We start from the raw sequence: 16,908 nt of genomic DNA, 5'->3' as shown, positions 1-16,908 counted from the left end.
CTACGAGATCTTCCGGCGATACGCGGCCGTCGCGAAGACGTAGGCCACCACCAGGATTCCCGCGCACCACGCCAGCGCGACCCCGATGTCCGTGCCGATCGGCTGCCCGGTGAACAAGGCCCGGATCGTGTTGACGATCGACGTCACCGGCTGGTGCTCGGCGAACCAGCGCACCGGCCCTGGCATCGTCGCGGTGGGCACGAACGCCGAGCTGAGGAACGGCAGGAAGATCAGCGGGTAGGAGAACGCGCTGCCGCCTTCGGCCGTCTTCGCGGTGAGGCCGGCGAGCACCGCGATCCACGTCAGCGCCAGGGTGAACAGGACCAGGATGCCGGCGACCGCGAGCCACGACGTCACTCCCGCGCTCGTGCGGAAGCCCATGAGCAGGGCGACCCCCACGACGATCACGAGCGAGATCACGTTGGCGACCAGCGACGTCAGCACGTGCGCCCACAGCGCGGCCGAGCGGGCGATCGGCATGGAGTGGAACCGCTCGAAGATCCCGCTCTTCAGGTCGGTGAAGAGCCGGAGCGCGGTGTAGGCGACGCCGGAGGCGATCGTGATCAGCAGGATGCCGGGCAGCAGGTAGTTCACGTACGAGCCCGGCCCGGTGTCGATCGCGCCGCCGAACACGTAGACGAACATCAGCATCATGGCGATCGGCATCACCGCGGTCGTGATGACGGTGTCCGGGCTGCGGGTGACGTGGCGCAGTGACCGTCCCAACAGGACAGTGGTGTCGCCGGCGACGTGCGTGGTCATGGTTGTCCGTCCCCTTCCGTGCGGGAGCCGACGACCGCGAAGTAGACGTCCTCGAGCGTCGGCTGCTTCTCGACGTATTCGACCTCGGCGGGCGGGAGCAGCGCCTTGAGCTCGGCGAGCGTGCCGTTCACGATGATCCGGCCCTCGTGCAGGATCGCGATCCGGTCGGCGAGCTGCTCGGCCTCGTCGAGGTACTGGGTGGTGAGCAGCACCGTCGTGCCGCGCGCGGCGAGGCCCTTCACCGCGTCCCACACTTCGAGGCGCGCTTCGGGGTCGAGCCCGGTGGTGGGCTCGTCCAGGAAGATCACCGGCGGATCGCCGATGAGGCTCATGGCGATGTCCAGGCGGCGGCGCATGCCACCCGAGTACGTCGACACCTTCCGCGCGCCCGCGTCGGTCAGCGAGAAGCGCTCCAGCAGGTCGTCGGCGATCTTGCCGGGTTGCTTCCGGTGGCGCAGCCGGGCGATGAGCACGAGGTTCTCGCGCCCGCTGAGGATCTCGTCGACGGCGGCGAACTGCCCGGTGAGGCTGATGGCCGCGCGGACGTCGTCGGCCTGCGTGACGACGTCGAACCCGTGGACGCTGGCCGCGCCGGCGTCGGCCTTGAGGAGGGTGGACAGGATCTTCACGGCGGTGGTCTTGCCCGCGCCGTTGGAGCCGAGCAGGGCGAAGATGCTGCCCCGCTCGACGTCGAAGTCCACTCCGCGCAGCACTTTCAGTGTCTTGTAGGACTTTTCCAGCCCGCGCACCCGGATCGCGGTCATCTCGAGGTCCCGTCTTCGCCGGCGGCCTGGTCGATGGCGCTGGTCAGCCGTTGCCGCTCGCGGGCGACGTACCCGCCCTTGGCGTAGTTCCGGATCAGCTCGTCCACGAACTCGACGGGGTCGTCGCCGACGATCTCGCGGATCGGCGTCCCGTCCGCCGCGGCCCGCTCGAACAGATCGGCGACGTCCTCGAAGAGGGAGGCGGCGTTGTCGCTGTCCAGCGACCCGAAGTGCATCAGGTACCGCTCGATCGCCTCGACCGCGGTCCGGTAGTTCGGCGGGAGCCGCTTCACGCGGGCCTTGTACTGCCGCCACCGCCGTTTGTCGCCGATCACGAGCGTGATGAACTTGGCGATGAAGCCGCCGTCTTCGGTCTCGGACATGGTCAGTTCCCTCCTTCGTGGAGTTGCGCGAGCCGTTCCGAGAGAAAGCCCCAGGTCTTCCAGAACTCGTCGAGGTACTGCCGCCCTTGAGCGTTGACGGCGTACACCTTCCGCGGCGGTCCCTTCTCGGACGGGACCTTTTCGACATCGACGAGCCCGCGGCGCTCGATCCTGATCAGCAGCGCGTAGACGGTGCCCTCGGCGATGTCGGAGAAGCCCTGCTCCCGCAACCACGCGGTGATCTCGTAGCCGTACGCGGACCGCCCGGCCAGGACCGCCAGGACGATGCCCTCCAGCACGCCCTTGAGCATTTCCGTCATCTGCTTGCCCATGTACCGCCTCCCGGTGCTACTCAGTCTTGCTGAGTACCGGTAGATAGTAACACTGACTAGTGGAGGCGGGGCAAGCACGCAAAAGAGGCCACCGCGGAGTGCTTCCGCGATGGCCTCACCGAGTGACCGGGTTTTCCGGCGCCGGGCCGGCGGTCCCGGTGGTGGGCGCGACCCCCAACGACGCGCCCGCCACCGGGTCGCCCCGGCATTCCCCCTCTTTCGCCGTGCCCCTAGGGTTCCCGAAGCCGTCCTCGTTTCGTCCTCGCGCCGGCATCGACGGCTCCACCAGCGCGTTCCGGAGCCGGGCGCCGGCCGCTAGCCTGGGACACGAGGGGGGATGCGATGAGGTTCCGGATTCTCGGGACGCTGGAAGTGCTTGCGTACGGGGATCGGGTGACCCTGGCGAGCCCGCGCCAGCAACGCGCGCTGGCCGCTTTGCTGCTCAACCCCAACTCGGTCGTCCCGGTGGAGCGCATGATCGACGCGCTCTGGGAGGACGAGCCGCCGGCGACGGCCGTGAAGCAGGTGCGCAACTGCGTGTCCGCGCTGCGAAGCCGGCTCGGCGAGACCGGCGGCATGATCGTCACCGACGGACCCGGGTACCGCCTGCAGACCGATATCGACGACCTCGACTCGCTCCGGTTCCGCCGCCACGTCACGGCGGCGCGGGCACTCGCCGGGCAGGCGAAGCTCGTCGACGCCGTCGAGGAGATCCGCAACGCCCTCGCCCTCTGGCGCGGCCCGGCGCTCGACGGGCTGCGGACGACCACGCTCGCCGGCCGGGCCGCGGTGCTCGACGAACAACGCGCCGACGCCGTGGAGCTCTGTGCCGAATGGCGGCTGCGGCTGGGCGAAACGGGTGAGGTCGTCCGCGAGCTGACCGAGTTCTGCGGCGAGCACCCGATGCGCGAGCTGTCCCACCTGCTCCTCATGCGCGCCCTCGCGAAGGAGGGCCGCTACGCCGAAGCCTCGACGCTGTTCCACGGCCTGCGCCGGCGGCTGGCCGACGAGCTCGGCGTCGACCCGAACCCCGACCTCCGGCGGCTGCACGACCAGATCCTCGCCGAGGCCACCGCGAGCGACCCCGAACCCGAGCCTGAGCCGGACGCGCCGCCGGTGCACCACCCTTTCGACCGCGCGGTCACCGAGCTGGCCGAAGCCGTCACGTGGCAGTGGCGCGCCGAAGCCGAGCTGCGGTCGCTGCACCGGCCGCAGCCGATCGTCCTGCGCTGGTCGGCGCTCGCGCGGGCGGGCAAACCGGCGCGCCGCGGCGACCTCGACGACATCGCGGAGACGTTCACCGCGCTGCCCGTGCGGCAGCTGGTCGTGCTCGGCGATCCCGGCTCCGGCAAGTCGGTGCTCGCCCTGATGCTGACGCTGGAGCTGCTGCGCACCCGCGTCCCGGGCGCCCCGGTCCCGGTCCTGCTGTCGCTGGCCTCGTGGGACCCGCGGCGCCAGCACCTCGACCGGTGGCTGGCGGGCCGGCTCGCCGAGAACCACCCGGCCCTGCTCAACGCCAAGGAGTACGGGCCCGGCGCGCCGACGCGGCTCGTCCTCGGCGGGCACGTCGTCCCGGTCCTCGACGGCCTCGACGAGATGCCGACGGACCTGCGCGCCGCGGCGCTCGACGCGCTCGACCAGACCATGGCCGTGGGCCGCTCGCTGGTGCTGACGTGCCGCTCGGCCGAGTACGAGCAGGTGACGCGCGAGTCGGGCGCGGCGTTGAGCGTCGCCACCGTCGTGCGGCTCGAACCGGTCGCCCGGCAGGAGGCGATCACCTACCTGTCCGCGCGGGAGGGCACCGGCCACGACCGCTGGCGCCCGGTGGCCGAGCGGCTGCGGCGGGACCCGGACGCGGCGCTGGGCCGGGTGCTGCGGACGCCGTTGATGGTCGACCTCGCGCGGATCGAATACGGCCGTCCCGGTGCCGATCCCGCCGAGCTGCTCGGCGCCGGAGACGCCGAAGCCGTCGAAGGGCAGTTGCTCGATTCGTTCGTCCCCAACGCCTACGCCGACGTGCCGCAGCCGCCGGGGCGGAACCCGAAGACCAGCCCGTCCGGGCGGTACACGGCCGAGCAGGCGACCCGCTGGCTGGGGTTCCTGGCCCGGCACCTCGAGCAGGCGCGCAGCCGCGACCTGGCCTGGTGGCAGCTGTACCGGGCGGTGCCCGCGGGCACCCGGGCGGCCCTGGTCGGCGGGCTGATCGCGCTGCTCTTCGTCGTCACCGGCCTACTGGACGACGGACCGGCGCTGGCCGCGATCTACGCCCTTTCCTTCGGGGGCGCCGGATACCTGACGCACCGCTTCGGGCGGGCGCCGGAGCCGCTGCGCACCGAACTGCGCTTCGCCGGGGCCGCCCGGAAGTTCGCCGGCCGGTTCGCGATCGGCGCCGTCGTGGGCACCCTGCTCGGCCTGGGCTGGTCGCTGGCCGCCGGCCTGGTCGTCTTCCTGGCACTGGTGTTCGGCCTGGTCTTCGCGGTGCACGTGTGGCTCGCGAAACCGGTCGACGCCAGCCGCGTGTCGAGCCCGCGGACGATCCTGCGCAACGAACGGACCGGCGCGGTCGCGCTGTCCGTCTCGTTCCTGGTGTCGCTGGGGCTGTTCGACGGGATGGCGTTCGCGTTCACCGCGAACACGCGGTTCCTGCCGGTGCTGGGCGGCCGGTACGACCTGGCGCTGGCCATCGCCGGCGGGCTCGCGGGCACGGCCTTCGGCTGGTTCATGGCCCGCGGCGTCGCCGCCGTCTGCTACGGCCTCGCGGGCGCGATCGCGGGCGGCCAGGTGTTCCCGCCGGCGACGAACCCGGTCCTGCCGGTCGTGGTCGGCCTCTTCTTCGGCGGCGGCATCGGCCTGTCGGTGCTCGTGACGCGCGCGTGGGGCAACTACTTCGTCCACCACGTCTGGCTCGCCGCGACCGGCCGGCTTCCCTGGCGCCTCATGCACTTCCTCGACGACGCCCACCGCCGCGGCGTGCTGCGGCAGGCCGGCGGCGTCTACCAGTTCCGCCACGCCCGCGTCCAGGAACGGCTGGCCGGAATCCGTCACGACGAGCAGGAGGTGCCATGACCGGCGAAGAGATCGTGCTGGGCCCGTTGCCGAAGGGGATGACGCCGGCCGGGGAGGGGAAGGTGTGGAACGTGCTCGGCCACACCTACTCCCTGAAGGCCGCGAGCGAGTCGAGCTTCGCGTTCGAGACGCTCGACCCGCCCGGCACCGGGGTGCCGCCGCACGTCCACCCGACCCAGGACGAGCACATCTACATCCTGGAAGGCGTGTTCACCCTCTACCTCGACGGCGAGTGGACGACGGCGGGCCCCGGCGACACCGTGCGGATGCCGAAGGGCCTCCCGCACGCGTACTACAACCGCAGCGAAGGCCTCACCCGCGGACTGTTCTGGGTGAGCCCGGCCGGGCGGCTGGCGCAGCTCTTCGACCGCCTGCACGACTTGACCGACCCGGCGGAGGTCGTCCGGCTGTCGGCACTGCACGACGTGGACTTCCTGCCGCCGGGTTCGGTCGAAGGCGCCTGATCAGGCGGGGGACAGGACCGCCGCCACCCCGCGGACCGTGCGGGTCCGGTAGAGGTCGGCCACCGCCAGGTCGCCGAGGCCGGCCTTGCGGATGCCGTCGACGATCGTGAACGCCAGCAGGGAGTTGCCGCCCGTCAAGAACAGGTCGTCGTCCAAGGCGATCGGACGGCCGAGGGCGCCCGCCCACAGTTCGCCGACCCGGAGCTGCAACTCGGTCGCTTCGAGGGCGTCGACCAGACCGAGCTCCTCGGTGGCCGCCCGGGGTTCGGGCAGCCGGGCCGGGTCGAGCTTCCCGTTGGCGTTGACCGGTAGGCCGTCCAGCTCGGTGAGCGTCTCCGGCACCATGTACTCGGGCAGCTGGTCCTGAAGCCTTTTGTCCACAACGGACAGATCGAGCCCGGCACCGGCGACGTAGGCGTCCAGCCGCTCCGAACCCGCGCCCGTGCCCCGCCGGCGCACGACGACGGCCGCCGCGCGGACACCCGGTTCGGCCAGCAGTACCGCGCGGATCTCGCCGAGCTCGACGCGGTGGCCGCGGATCTTGACCTGGTCGTCGAGCCGGCCCAGGTACTCCAGCTCGCCGTCGGGCAGCACGCGGCCGCGGTCGCCGGTGCGGTACCAGCGCGCACCCCGTTCGCCGAGGAACTTGGCCGCGGTCAGCTCGGGGCGCCGGTGGTAGCCGTCGACGATCCCGGCGCCGCCGAGCAGGATCTCGCCCGGCACGCCCGGGGGCACGCGCCGGCCCCGCTCGTCGACGACGTCGACCCGCCAGCCCGGCACGGCCCGCCCGACCGAGCGGCTGCCCGCCGCGGCGGCCTCGCGGGTGACCGGATGCCAGGTACAGGCGACCGTCGTCTCGGTGATCCCGTACATGTTGATCACCTGGCACCGCCGCTCCGGGTACCGCTCGAACCACCGGAGCATCAGCGCCATGTCCAGGGGCTCGCCGCTGAACATGAGCAGCCGCACGGAAAGCCGTTCGGCGCGGTCGGCGTCGACCGCCGCCAGCTGCGTGAACACCGACGGGGTCTGGTTGAGCACGGTGACGCCTTGGGCGGACAGCAGGTCGTGCAGGGCGTGCGCGTCGCGGGCGGTCTCCTCGGGCACGATGACCAGCCGTCCGCCGGTGGTCAGGCAGCCGAAGATCTCCCACACCGAGAAGTCCCAGGAGTAGGTGTGGAACAGCGCCCAGCTGTCGGCGGAACCGAAGCCGAACCCGAACACCCGGGCCGCGTCGAGCAGGCTGCAGATCTGCCGGTGCGCCACCACGACGCCCTTGGGCTGGCCGGTGGATCCGGAGGTGTAGATGAGGTAGGCGCCGTCGTCCGCGGTGCCGGTCATCAGGAACGGCTCGGCCCGGTCCGTCCACACGCCGTCGTCGACGACCAGCGTGGGCAGGCCCAGCTCGGCGGGGGAGTCCGCGAGGACGAGCGACACCTCCGCGTCCTCGGCGATCTGCTTAAGCCGGGCGATCGGGTTGCCCGGCGCGAGCGGGACGTAGGCGGCGCCCGTCTTCAGTACGGCGAACATCGCGGCGATCAGCTCCGGCGACCGGGCGAAGGTCAGGCCGACGCGGCTGCCCGGGCCGCAGCCGCGCTCGGCGAGCCGGGCCGCGAGGACGTCCGCCGCCTGGCCGAGCTCCCGGTAGGACACCGCCCGGTCCCCGGCCGTCACGGCGATCGCGTCCGGATGGGCCAGCACCCGCCGCTGGATCAGCTCGTGCAGCGTGTGCTCGCCGTCGAGCCAGTCCGGGGCGGCTTCGCCGGGCAGCACCGGCGCCGGGTGCTCGCCGGCGGTCAGGTCGGCCGAGCCGATCACGGCGCCGGGCTCGCGGGCGAACAGGTCCAGCACGACACGGACGCCGTGCAGCAGCCAGCGCGCGGCCGTCTCGTGGACGAGTTCGCGGCGGAACCGGCAGCGCAGCTGTCCTGGGGTGAGGTCGAGCACCAAGGGGAAGTCGCCGTCCGGCACGCCGATCGCGACCGGCGCCGGCCCGGTGTCGGCCGCGGCGCCGACGAACACCTCGGCGAGGTAACGGGAAGCGGGCAGGTCCTCGGCCACCGGGAGGATCCAGGTCCGCGACCCGCGAGCGTCCGGCAGCGCGATCCGCGGGGTCTCGCCGGAGAACCGCGCCAGCACGACGGCGGTCGCGGCCGCGAGCGTCCGCACGTCCGTGGCGCTGTCCGCGGAAAGGGCGGCACTCACTTCGGCCGGCCCGGTTCCGGCTGGGCCGAAGGACATCCAGTGGTCGCTCATCGGGCTCCTTCCCTTGCCGGGACGGCGAACCGTGCGGCGAGCAGGTCCAGCAGCGCGGCCGGGTCGGGCAGGAAGTACATGTGCTCGCCCGGAAGCTCCGCGACGTCGAAGCCCGCGCCGGCGACCCGTTCCCAGCCGGCCAGGTCGGCCCGGGACACGAGGGGGTCGTCCGCGCCGCGGACCGCGAGCACCGGCACCGGCAGGCGGGTGCCGGCGGGGGCCAGGTACGCCTCGCGCGCCAGGAGGTCCGCGCGCAGCGGTGGCAGCAGGATGTCGCGCAGCTCCGGCTGGGAAAGCGCGGGGTGGGCGTAGCCGATCAGCCGCTCGACGGCGGCGACGAACTCCTCGCCCTCGAGCCCGCGCAGGCCGAGGTCCAAGGGCGTCACCGGATCCGGTGCGCCGCTGACGACCAGCCCGGCCAGCCGGAACTCGCCCGACGCCGCGATCGCGCGGGCCGTCTCGAACGCGACCGCGGCGCCCGAGCTGTGGCCGAACAGGACGATCTCCTCGCCGGCCACGGCGGTGCGCCGGATCTGCCCGAGTGCGTGCGCGGCCGCGCCGGCGACGTCTTCGTGCGGCGGGAGGCCGAACTGCTCCTCACGGCCGGCCAGCTGCACCGGCCGGATCTCGATTTCCGCGGCCGCGGGCGGCGTCCAGGAACGGTAGACGCTCGCGCCGGCGCCGGCGAAGGGACAGCAGTAGAACTTCATGCTCACCAGACCATCCTCGTACGGGGCAGCGATGCGTTTTCCGACGTTAGTGCCCGCCCCGGTGGCGCCGTGCCAGTGTCGTTCCCGGTTTTCGCGGGACGAGCATTCTGCCAGGACGCCGACTTCTAACCTGGCCGCAGGAAACAGAAATGCCCGTGAAATGGATTCCGCTGTTTTTCGCTGCCGTGGCCGTTTCGAAGGAAAGGGAATTGTCGACGTGAAGCTGCTGGAACAGCCGGCCCCGGTGGGCACCAGGTTCGAAGCGTACGGACCGAGCAAGCTCGACGAAATCCTGAAGAGGTTCCCCGTCCCGGAAGGGCTCGCCGAAACCATCCGGCTCTTCTCCCTCGTCCTTCCGTTCCGGGTGAACGAGTACGTGCTGACCGAGCTCATCGACTGGGCGAACGTGCCGGCGGACCCGATCTTCCAGCTGGTCTTCCCGCAGGACGGGATGCTGTCGAAGGAAGACGAGCGCGACCTGGCCCGCGCGGCCACCGGGCCGGGGCGGCGCGCCGACCTGCCCGCCGTCGTGCGGCGGATCCGCCAGAGCCTCAACCCGCACCCCTCGGGCCAGCTGGAGCTCAACGTGCCCACCCTGGGCGGTGACGAGCTGGGCGGGTTGCAGCACAAGTACCGCCACACCGTCCTGTACTTCCCCCAGCAGGGCCAGACCTGCCACACCTACTGCACGTACTGCTTCCGCTGGGCGCAGTTCGTCGGCGAGAAGGACCTGCGGTTCGCGGTGAAGGAGGCCGACCGGCTCGTCGAGTACCTGCGGGAGCACCCGGAGGTCACCGACGTGCTGGTCACCGGCGGCGACCCGATGGTGATGTCCGCCGAGCGGCTGCGGGTGCACCTCGAGCCGCTGCTGGCGATCCCCACCGTGCGCACGATCCGGATCGGCACCAAGTCCGTCGCCTACTGGCCGCAGCGCTTCGTGACCGACGCGGACGCGGACGCGGTGCTGCGCCTCTACGAGGACGTCGTCGCCTCCGGGCGCACGCTCTCGGTGATGGCGCACTACAGCCACGAACGGGAGCTGGCTACGGACGTCGCGGGCCAGGCGGTCAAGCGGATCCTGGCCACCGGCGCCCGGGTGTACTGCCAGTCGCCGCTGATCGCGCACGTCAACGACGACGCGGACGCGCTGGCCGGCCTGTGGAGCACCGAGCTGGCCCTGGGTGCCGTGCCGTACTACATGTTCGTCGCCCGGGACACCGGTCCGCACGACTACTTCAAGGTGCCGCTCGGGCGCGCCCAGGAGCTGTTCGCCGGGGCTTACGGCCGGCTGCCGGGGCTCGCGCGCACGATCCGCGGGCCGGTCATGTCGGCGACGCCGGGCAAGGTCGTCGTCGACGGCACGGTCGAGCTCGGCGGGGACCGGCTGTTCCAGCTGAGGTTCCTGCAGGCCCGGCGCCCGGGGCTGACCGGCAGGCCGTTCTTCGCGCGGTACACGCCGGACGCCGCCTGGCTCGACGAACTGGAGCTGCTCCCGGACACCCCGCCGGACATCGCGGAGGCGGTCCGGTCGCAGCACGTCGTGGGGCGCGGAGGTCCGGTGAGCGGCACGCGTGGCGTCCCGGTGGACCTCGGCCTGGTCGCGGACACGCGGGGAGGGATCCGATGACCGCCGCGCACGTCGTCTCGCCGAACCTCGCGCTCGACGAGGCCGTGAGCCGCCGGCACGCGGCCGGCCAGCCGCTGATCCACCTCGGGTTCGGCGAGTCCCGGCTGCCCCTGCCGGACTTCCTCGCCGACCGGCTGCTCGCCGGCGCCCGGCGCACCGCCTACGGGCCGGTCGCCGGGGCCGAGGACAGCCGCGCGGCCGCGGCCGGCTACTTCACCCGCCGGGGCCTGCTGACCGAAGCGGAGCAGATCGTGCTGGCGCCGGGGAGCAAGCCGCTGCTGCTCGCGCTGATGGCGGCGATCGACGGCGCGGTGGTCCTGTCGCAACCCTGCTGGGTCACCTACGCCCCGCAGGCGCGGCTGTTCGGCCGTCCGGTGCTCGAGGTGCCCATCCCGGCCGGCTGCGGCGGCGTGCCCGACCCCGACCTGCTGCCCGGCGCGCTGCGGGCGTTCCGCGCGGCCGGCGGGCGGCCCCGGATGCTGCTGCTGACGCTGCCGGACAACCCGACTGGCACCCACGCGCCGCCGGACGTCGTGCGGCGGCTGTGCGAGATCGCCGAAGCCGAAGACCTGCTGATCGTCTCCGACGAGATCTACCGCGACATCCTGCACGACCCGGCCGATCCGTACGCGAGCCCGGCCGAGTTCGCCCCCGAGCGCACGGTGGTGACGTCCGGGCTGAGCAAGAGCCTGGCCCTCGGCGGCTGGCGGATCGGCTTCGCCCGGTTCCCGGCCACCGTCGCCGGCCGGGCGCTGCGCTCGACCGTGCTGGGCCTGGCCAGCGAGATCTGGTCCACGCTGGCGGGTCCCATGCAGGAGGTCGCGTGCCTCGCGCTGACCGAGCCGCCCGAGGTGACCGCGCACCTGCGGGCCAGCACGCGCCTGCACGGCGCCGTGGCGGACGCGGTGCACCGGATCGTCACCCAGGCCGGTGCGGTGTGCCGCCCGCCCACCGGCGGCTTCTACGTCTACCCCGACTTCGAGCCGGTGCGGGACGTGCTGGCCGCGAAGGGCATCACCGGGTCGGCGTCGCTGCAGGAGCACCTGATCGACCGGCTGGGGGTGGCCGTGCTGGGCGGTGAGCACCTCGGCGACGACCCCGGCGCGCTGCGGTTCCGCGCCGCGACCAGCATGTTGTACGGCGCCGACGACGAGGAGCGCTGGGCGGCGCTGCGGTCGCCGTCGCCGCTCATGCTGCCGCACATCGCGGAGACCCTCGACACTCTTCGCGCGGCGTTCACCGGCTTGACCAGCTGAATCGCATAACGAACCCGTCAAGGCCACCTCAGGGGCGTGCATCGCACTTGAGGTGGCCTTAACATATGTCAAAAGGATTATGTCTTCGCGGTGTTTCGGCCGCGCCCGGTCCTGTCAACCGCCGGACGGGATTCGAGGAGAACATCTAAACCGCACCGACCGAACCGTTCGGTGGGTGGGGTCACCGTACGGTCACCCGGAGTGCCACAGGATTAGGTCGCACTCACCCGTTCGTGTTGACGCTGGTGACCGCCCGTTCCTAGGGTGAGTCCTGACGGTGGCACGGCCGGCGCACCCGGCACCGAAGCCACCGGATCCCGCATCGCCCGACTACGAACCGGTGGTTTTCCATGCCCGAAATCCAGGTCCACGGCTCGGTGACCGACTCCCCTTTTTCCCTCGACCGGGAAAAAGAGATCGGGGGCGAGTACCAAAGAATGTTCTCGTCCTTCTTGGATAATTCGGACGTCTCTTCGGCGATCCTCGACGACCGGCTGCGGGTGGTCGCGGCGAACCGGGAGATGCTGGGCCTGTTCGACCGCACCGCGGCCGAGGTCTGCCGGGCGGACCTCCCCGGTTTGCTGCACCCGTTCGTGTCCGAGCGGGTGCAGCGCCGCCTGTCCCGGCTGGTGCTGGAGGGGGAGCGCGGGTTCCGCGAGCGGTTCACCCCGCTCGTGCCCGCGGCGGGCGCCCTGCCGGTGACGCTGATCGCGGCGGCCCTGCCCGGCCGCCGCCCGGCCGCGGCGGCGGCCCTCCTGCTGTTCCTGCCGGACCGCGTCCAGCGCCGCGGCATCGACCCGGCGGGCCGGAACCGCGCGATGAGCGAGATCGAGACCCAGATCCTGCAGGGCGTCGCGGCCGGAGCGAGCACGGCCGAACTGGCCCGGCGGCTGTACCTGTCCCGGCAGGGCGTGGAGTACCACATCCACCGGATGATGCGGTTCCTGAAGGTGAAGAACCGGACGGAGCTGGTTTCGCGCGCGTATGTGGCGGGGTTGCTCGCACCGGACGTGTGGCCGCCGCAGGTCCTGCCGGGGCGGCTGAGTGCCGGGCAGGCCGCGGTTTCGGTTCGGTAGGTCCTGCTGGGTTGGGTTGCTCGCTCCGGATGCGTGGCCGCCGCGGGGAGAACTGGGCTCCCGCGCCTGGGTGGCTGCGCTGCTCGCGCCGGATGGGCGGCCGCCGCAGGAGTTGCCGCCGGGTCGGAGTGCCGCGAGGCGAAGAACCGCATCAAGCGCGCCTTCCGCGCCTGCGTGGCCGGGTTGCTCGCGCCGGCCGTCGCGAGCGCTGCCGGTCAGGCGGCCGTGCCGGTCCGGTAGATCCGCGTTCCGGCGGGGATCGCCAACGCCAGGACCGCGATGAGCACCACGAGTGCGATCACCGTCGCGTTGCGCTGGGGGAAACCCGCCCCCGCCGTCACCAGGTCCGGGTTGCCCCACAAGCGGCGGCACGCGGCCACCACCGAACTGACCGGGTTCCACGCCGACACCGTCGCCAGCCAGGCCGGCAGGCCGCGCAACGGGACGAACGCGTTCGACACGAACGAGCCGACCACCATCACCAGGGCCGCGATCGCGCTGATCGCCTCCGCGCCGCGGGTGAGCAGGCCGATCAGGGCGCCGAGCCAGAGCATCGCGTACGCGAACAACAGCAGCAGCCCGAACCCCGCCAGCCCCGGCAGCAGTCCACTGTGGATCCGCCAGCCGATCGTGTACGCGATCCCGGTGGTGGCCCCGATGCCGGCCGCCGCCAGGACCAGGTCCGAGAGCGTGTGGCCGAGCAGGACCGCCGACCGCGGGATCGGCAGCGAACGGAACCGGTCGGCCAGGCCGCCGGCCAGGTCGTCGGCGATGCCGAGCCCGCTCGTGGCCACCAGCGTCAGGCCCACCTGCGCGGCGACCCCGGCGGTCAGGTAGTCCACGTACGGCGCACCGCCCGGCAGGGTGATCGAGCCGTCGAACAGGAAACCGAGCACCAGCACCAGGCTGATCGGCATGAGCAGCACGCCGACGATCTTCGCCGGCGACCGGACCGTCGCGCGCAACCGGCGGCCGGTCAGGGCCGCGACGTCGCTGAGGAGCGTGTTCATACCGCCTCCGAAGTACGGGTGAGAGCGAAGAAGACGTCGTCGAGTGACGGGCGGCGCAACGCGAACTCCTGCACGGCGATCCCGTTCGCGTGGAGTTTCCCCGCCACCGCGGCGATTCCCGCCGTTCCGTCGGGAACGGGCGCGCTCAGCCTGCCGTCGGCGACCTCGACGGATCCGGCCACCGACGCGAGGATCTCCCGGGCTTCAGCCGTGCGCGACGGATCGGTGACGGAGACCTCCAGCCACTCGCCGCCGACGTCACGCTTGAGCTGCTCCGGGCTGCCTTCGGCGACGACCTTGCCGGCGTCGATGACGACGACGCGGTCGGCCAGCTTGTCCGCCTCTTCGAGGTACTGGGTGGTGAGCAGCACGGTGGTGCCGGCCGCCGCCTGCTCGCGGACGGCCGCCCAGAGCACGACCCGGCTCGCTGGGTCCAGCCCGGTGGTCGGCTCGTCGAGGAAGACGACCGGGGGGTGGGAGATCAGGCAGCTGGCGAGGTCGAGCCGGCGCCGCATGCCGCCGGAATAGGTCCGGACCTGCCGGTCGGCGGCGTCGGTGAGGTCGAACTGGGCCAGGAGCTCGCGGGCGCGGGACTTCGCGGCCGGGCGTCCGATGTGGAGCAACGTGCCCAGCAGCACCAGGTTCTCGCGGCCGGTCAGCCGGTCGTCGACGGCGGCGTACTGCCCGGTCAGCCCGATCCGGGTGCGCACTTCGGCCTGCTGCCGCACGACGTCGAGGCCGGCGACGAACGCGCGGCCGGAGTCGGGGACGAGCAGGGTGGACAGGATCCGCACGGTCGTGGTCTTGCCCGCGCCGTTGCGTCCCAGCACCCCCAGCACCGTGCCCGCCGGCACGTGCAGGTCGACCCCGCGCAACGCCTGATGACTGCCGTACCGTTTGGTCAGACCCTCGGTTTCGATTGCTGCGGTCACTCCTCGGCCCTTCTCTTCCGGCGACGGCGCGAGCCCCATTCCAGCAGCGGGCCCCTTTGCCGCCCGCCAGCAGTGGTGGCGGATTGCCAGTGGCGGCGCGGCTAGCGTCATTTCGGCAAGCCACCCCAGTGCCCGGGAAGACGGGCGGGAATCGGAGGGAAGAAATGCCGGAGCGGAACGAAATTCCTCCTTTCGCGGTCATTTCCGGCCGGCAGGTCTCGAACGTACTGGCCGGGAACGAAAAAAAGGTGGTCGACCTCGTCGAGGCGGCCTACCGGCTGCACGGCGCCGGGAACACGGTCAACCCGCCCTCCTACTTCCTGCGGTTCCCGGACCGCCCGGACTCGCGGATCATCGCGCTGCCGGCCTCGCTCGGCGGGGATGACGGGGTGGACGGTCTCAAGTGGATTTCCAGCTTCCCCGGCAACGTCCGGCACGGGATCCCGCGGGCGTCCGCGGTGCTGATCCTCAACGACCCGGCCACCGGCTACCCCTTGGCCTGCCTGGAAAGCTCCATCATCAGCGCCGCCCGCACGGCCGCCTCGGCCGCGCTCGCCGCGTCGGTGCTGAGCACGGTCCGCGGCCGCCCGCGCCGCGTCGGGTTCGTCGGGACCGGCCTGATCGCCCGCTTCATCCACACCTACCTGCAGGCGACCGGCTGGGAGTTCGACGAGATCGGCGTCCACGACCTGCACGCCGAGTCGGCCGACGGGTTCCGCGACTACCTCGAAGGCACCGGCACCACCGCGCGGGTCACCGGCCACCGCGACGCCGAGAGCCTGATCCGCGCCAGTGACCTGGTCGTGTTCGCCACCGTCGCCGCCGAGCCGTACGTCACCGACGTCGACTGGTTCGCCCACGACCCGCTGGTGCTCAACGTCTCGCTGCGCGACATCGCCCCGGAGATCGTGCTGGTCTCCACCAACGTCGTCGACGACGTCGACCACTGCCTCAAGGCGAACACGTCGCCGCACCTGGCCGAGCAGCTGACCGGGGACCGGGGTTTCCTGTCCGGCACGCTGTTCGACGTGCTGACCGGCCGCCTCGAACCGCGGGCCGGCCGTCCGCTGATCTTCTCGCCGTTCGGCCTCGGGGTCCTCGACCTCGCCGTGGCGAAGTACGTCTACGACGAGACCGCGGCGGCGGGGGAGCTCCCGGTGGTCGACGGCTTCTTCCACGAGCTGGACCGGCACCGGCCCCCGGCCCGCTAGCCCGGACCGCGGCGATCCCGCCCGGCCGGTTCTCTCCCGCACGAATAGGGGTTGTGCGTGCCCATCATCTCGGCTCCGCAGGAATACAACGAAGACAACCTGTACGTGGATCTGCGGCCGGTCTTCGGCCCCGCCCTGTACCTCAAGTGCGAGGCGTTCAACTTCGCCGGCTCGGTGAAGCTGAAGGCGGCGCTGGAGATGATCACGAGCGCCGAACGGCGAGGGCTGCTCACGCCCGGCTCGACGCTGGTGGAATCCTCCTCGGGCAACCTCGGCGTCGCGTTGAGCATGATCGCCGCCGACCGCGGCTACGGCTTCGTCTGCGTGACCGACGCGCGCTGCAACGAGGCGACGCGGCGGATGATGGAGGCGTTCGGCGCCCGGGTGCACGTCGTCACCGAGCCGGCCGCCGAGGGCGGGTTCCTCGGCGCGCGCATCGCCCACGTGCGGATGCTGTGCGCGCAGAGCGGGTTCGTCTGGCTGAACCAGTACGCGAACCGGGACAACTGGATGGCGCACTACCTCACCACCGCGCCCGCCATCGCACGGCAGTTCCCCGGCATCGACGTGCTGTTCGTCGGCGCGGGGACCACCGGGACGCTGATGGGGTGCGCCCGGTACTTCCGCAACGCCCGGCGGGCGCCGCGGATCGTGGCGGTGGACGTCGAAGGGTCGGTGACCTTCGGCCGGGCGCCCGCGCGCCGGCTGATCCCGGGGCTGGGCACCAGCGTCCGCCCCGGCATCCTGAACGAGTCCTTTGTGGACGAAGTGGTGCACGTGACCGAGCCGGACGCCGTGCGCCGGTGCCGCGAGCTGGCCGGGCGGGGCTTCCTGTTCGGCGGCTCCACCGGCACGGTGGTCGCGGGCGCGCTGGCCTGGCTGGACGCCAACGCGGCGGGCCTGCCCGTCACCGCGGTCGCCATCGCGCCGGACTTCGGGGAGCGCTACCTCGCCACCGTCTACGACGACGCCTGGGTGCGCGAGTCCTACTGGCCCGAATACGAGCCCGCCTACGAAGACGGCCGCCTGTCCGAACTGAACGCCGCGCACTGACCGGGA

General features: G+C 72.1%; 15 protein-coding genes. 7 read left to right on the top strand and 8 right to left on the bottom strand.

From position 1 onward, the window contains the following. From ACZ7OU_RS36845 to ACZ7OU_RS36830, 4 genes are read right to left on the bottom strand one after another with little or no spacing between them, the layout of a single operon-like run. Nucleotides 1–762 carry an ABC transporter permease gene (locus tag ACZ7OU_RS36845; RefSeq protein ID WP_470258780.1) on the bottom strand — a complete coding sequence of 254 codons (762 nt, stop codon included), beginning with the start codon at nucleotides 760–762 and terminating at the stop codon, nucleotides 1–3. Next, nucleotides 759–1,526 (bottom strand): ABC transporter ATP-binding protein, encoded by a 768-nt coding sequence (locus tag ACZ7OU_RS36840; protein ID WP_470258779.1) that lies wholly within the window; start codon nucleotides 1,524–1,526, stop codon nucleotides 759–761. Before ACZ7OU_RS36840 ends, ACZ7OU_RS36845 begins: the two co-directional genes overlap by 4 nt. After that, nucleotides 1,523–1,909 carry a DUF1048 domain-containing protein gene (locus tag ACZ7OU_RS36835; protein ID WP_470258778.1) on the bottom strand — a complete coding sequence of 129 codons (387 nt, stop codon included), beginning with the start codon at nucleotides 1,907–1,909 and terminating at the stop codon, nucleotides 1,523–1,525. Before ACZ7OU_RS36835 ends, ACZ7OU_RS36840 begins: the two co-directional genes overlap by 4 nt. A 2-nt stretch (nucleotides 1,910–1,911) precedes the next feature. Further along, complete coding sequence (locus tag ACZ7OU_RS36830; protein ID WP_470242948.1) at nucleotides 1,912–2,241, bottom strand: PadR family transcriptional regulator; 330 nt, start codon at nucleotides 2,239–2,241, stop codon at nucleotides 1,912–1,914. A gap of 342 nt (nucleotides 2,242–2,583) precedes the next feature. Here ACZ7OU_RS36830 and ACZ7OU_RS36825 point away from each other — a divergent pair, with 342 nt between their 5' ends. Both ACZ7OU_RS36825 and ACZ7OU_RS36820 read left to right on the top strand, forming a co-directional pair. Next, nucleotides 2,584–5,307 carry a BTAD domain-containing putative transcriptional regulator gene (locus ACZ7OU_RS36825; RefSeq protein WP_470258777.1) on the top strand — a complete coding sequence of 908 codons (2,724 nt, stop codon included), beginning with the start codon at nucleotides 2,584–2,586 and terminating at the stop codon, nucleotides 5,305–5,307. Beyond that, nucleotides 5,304–5,771 carry a cupin domain-containing protein gene (locus ACZ7OU_RS36820; protein ID WP_470258776.1) on the top strand — a complete coding sequence of 156 codons (468 nt, stop codon included), beginning with the start codon at nucleotides 5,304–5,306 and terminating at the stop codon, nucleotides 5,769–5,771. Before ACZ7OU_RS36825 ends, ACZ7OU_RS36820 begins: the two co-directional genes overlap by 4 nt. Here the strand turns inward: ACZ7OU_RS36820 and ACZ7OU_RS36815 are convergent, their stop codons facing one another. Together ACZ7OU_RS36815 and ACZ7OU_RS36810 are read right to left on the bottom strand one after the other, a co-directional pair. Then, nucleotides 5,772–8,027 carry a non-ribosomal peptide synthetase gene (locus ACZ7OU_RS36815; protein ID WP_470258775.1) on the bottom strand — a complete coding sequence of 752 codons (2,256 nt, stop codon included), beginning with the start codon at nucleotides 8,025–8,027 and terminating at the stop codon, nucleotides 5,772–5,774. Then, on the bottom strand, nucleotides 8,024–8,737 hold the full coding sequence (locus tag ACZ7OU_RS36810; RefSeq protein ID WP_470259037.1) for a thioesterase II family protein: 714 nt from the start codon (nucleotides 8,735–8,737) through the stop codon (nucleotides 8,024–8,026). Before ACZ7OU_RS36810 ends, ACZ7OU_RS36815 begins: the two co-directional genes overlap by 4 nt. 217 nt (nucleotides 8,738–8,954) lie before the next feature. Here ACZ7OU_RS36810 and ACZ7OU_RS36805 point away from each other — a divergent pair, with 217 nt between their 5' ends. The 3 genes from ACZ7OU_RS36805 to ACZ7OU_RS36795 all read left to right on the top strand — a co-directional run bounded on the left by ACZ7OU_RS36805 (nucleotide 8,955) and on the right by ACZ7OU_RS36795 (nucleotide 12,696). Then, nucleotides 8,955–10,364 carry a KamA family radical SAM protein gene (locus tag ACZ7OU_RS36805; RefSeq protein WP_470258774.1) on the top strand — a complete coding sequence of 470 codons (1,410 nt, stop codon included), beginning with the start codon at nucleotides 8,955–8,957 and terminating at the stop codon, nucleotides 10,362–10,364. Then, nucleotides 10,361–11,620, top strand: coding sequence for a pyridoxal phosphate-dependent aminotransferase (locus ACZ7OU_RS36800; protein WP_470258773.1), 1,260 nt, complete (start codon nucleotides 10,361–10,363; stop codon nucleotides 11,618–11,620). Before ACZ7OU_RS36805 ends, ACZ7OU_RS36800 begins: the two co-directional genes overlap by 4 nt. Nucleotides 11,621–11,970: 350 nt before the next feature. Then, nucleotides 11,971–12,696 carry a helix-turn-helix transcriptional regulator gene (locus ACZ7OU_RS36795; protein ID WP_470258772.1) on the top strand — a complete coding sequence of 242 codons (726 nt, stop codon included), beginning with the start codon at nucleotides 11,971–11,973 and terminating at the stop codon, nucleotides 12,694–12,696. A gap of 215 nt (nucleotides 12,697–12,911) precedes the next feature. Here the strand turns inward: ACZ7OU_RS36795 and ACZ7OU_RS36790 are convergent, their stop codons facing one another. Both ACZ7OU_RS36790 and ACZ7OU_RS36785 read right to left on the bottom strand, forming a co-directional pair. Continuing rightward, nucleotides 12,912–13,706: an ABC transporter permease gene (locus ACZ7OU_RS36790; protein WP_470242942.1), complete on the bottom strand. Its 795-nt coding sequence runs from the start codon at nucleotides 13,704–13,706 to the stop codon at nucleotides 12,912–12,914. Beyond that, entirely contained in the window at nucleotides 13,703–14,638 is a 936-nt protein-coding gene (locus ACZ7OU_RS36785; protein WP_470242941.1) for an ATP-binding cassette domain-containing protein, read from the bottom strand. Before ACZ7OU_RS36785 ends, ACZ7OU_RS36790 begins: the two co-directional genes overlap by 4 nt. 164 nt (nucleotides 14,639–14,802) lie before the next feature. Between ACZ7OU_RS36785 and sbnB the strand changes: the two genes are divergently transcribed. Then, nucleotides 14,803–15,849: a 2,3-diaminopropionate biosynthesis protein SbnB gene (gene sbnB / locus ACZ7OU_RS36780; RefSeq protein ID WP_470242940.1), complete on the top strand. Its 1,047-nt coding sequence runs from the start codon at nucleotides 14,803–14,805 to the stop codon at nucleotides 15,847–15,849. A 57-nt stretch (nucleotides 15,850–15,906) separates the two neighbouring features. Further along, nucleotides 15,907–16,902: a 2,3-diaminopropionate biosynthesis protein SbnA gene (gene sbnA / locus ACZ7OU_RS36775; protein WP_470242939.1), complete on the top strand. Its 996-nt coding sequence runs from the start codon at nucleotides 15,907–15,909 to the stop codon at nucleotides 16,900–16,902. Nucleotides 16,903–16,908: the final 6 nt, after the last annotated feature.

It is taken from the genome of Amycolatopsis sp. NPDC114505 (assembly GCF_055633615.1).
This window is presented reverse-complemented; position numbering and strand designations above follow the sequence as displayed.

Excerpts from the sequence above, each read along its gene's own strand:
- ACZ7OU_RS36845 (WP_470258780.1), bottom strand. The coding sequence starts at position 762 with ATGACCACGCACGTCGCCGGCGACACCACTGTCCTGTTGGGACGGTCA.
- ACZ7OU_RS36810 (WP_470259037.1), bottom strand. The coding sequence starts at position 8,737 with ATGAAGTTCTACTGCTGTCCCTTCGCCGGCGCCGGCGCGAGCGTCTAC.
- sbnB (WP_470242940.1), top strand. The coding sequence starts at position 14,803 with ATGCCGGAGCGGAACGAAATTCCTCCTTTCGCGGTCATTTCCGGCCGG.
- ACZ7OU_RS36835 (WP_470258778.1), bottom strand. The coding sequence starts at position 1,909 with ATGTCCGAGACCGAAGACGGCGGCTTCATCGCCAAGTTCATCACGCTC.
- ACZ7OU_RS36825 (WP_470258777.1), top strand. The coding sequence starts at position 2,584 with ATGAGGTTCCGGATTCTCGGGACGCTGGAAGTGCTTGCGTACGGGGAT.
- ACZ7OU_RS36830 (WP_470242948.1), bottom strand. The coding sequence starts at position 2,241 with ATGGGCAAGCAGATGACGGAAATGCTCAAGGGCGTGCTGGAGGGCATC.
- ACZ7OU_RS36795 (WP_470258772.1), top strand. The coding sequence starts at position 11,971 with ATGCCCGAAATCCAGGTCCACGGCTCGGTGACCGACTCCCCTTTTTCC.
- ACZ7OU_RS36815 (WP_470258775.1), bottom strand. The coding sequence starts at position 8,027 with ATGAGCGACCACTGGATGTCCTTCGGCCCAGCCGGAACCGGGCCGGCC.
- ACZ7OU_RS36790 (WP_470242942.1), bottom strand. The coding sequence starts at position 13,706 with ATGAACACGCTCCTCAGCGACGTCGCGGCCCTGACCGGCCGCCGGTTG.
- ACZ7OU_RS36800 (WP_470258773.1), top strand. The coding sequence starts at position 10,361 with ATGACCGCCGCGCACGTCGTCTCGCCGAACCTCGCGCTCGACGAGGCC.
- ACZ7OU_RS36840 (WP_470258779.1), bottom strand. The coding sequence starts at position 1,526 with ATGACCGCGATCCGGGTGCGCGGGCTGGAAAAGTCCTACAAGACACTG.
- ACZ7OU_RS36820 (WP_470258776.1), top strand. The coding sequence starts at position 5,304 with ATGACCGGCGAAGAGATCGTGCTGGGCCCGTTGCCGAAGGGGATGACG.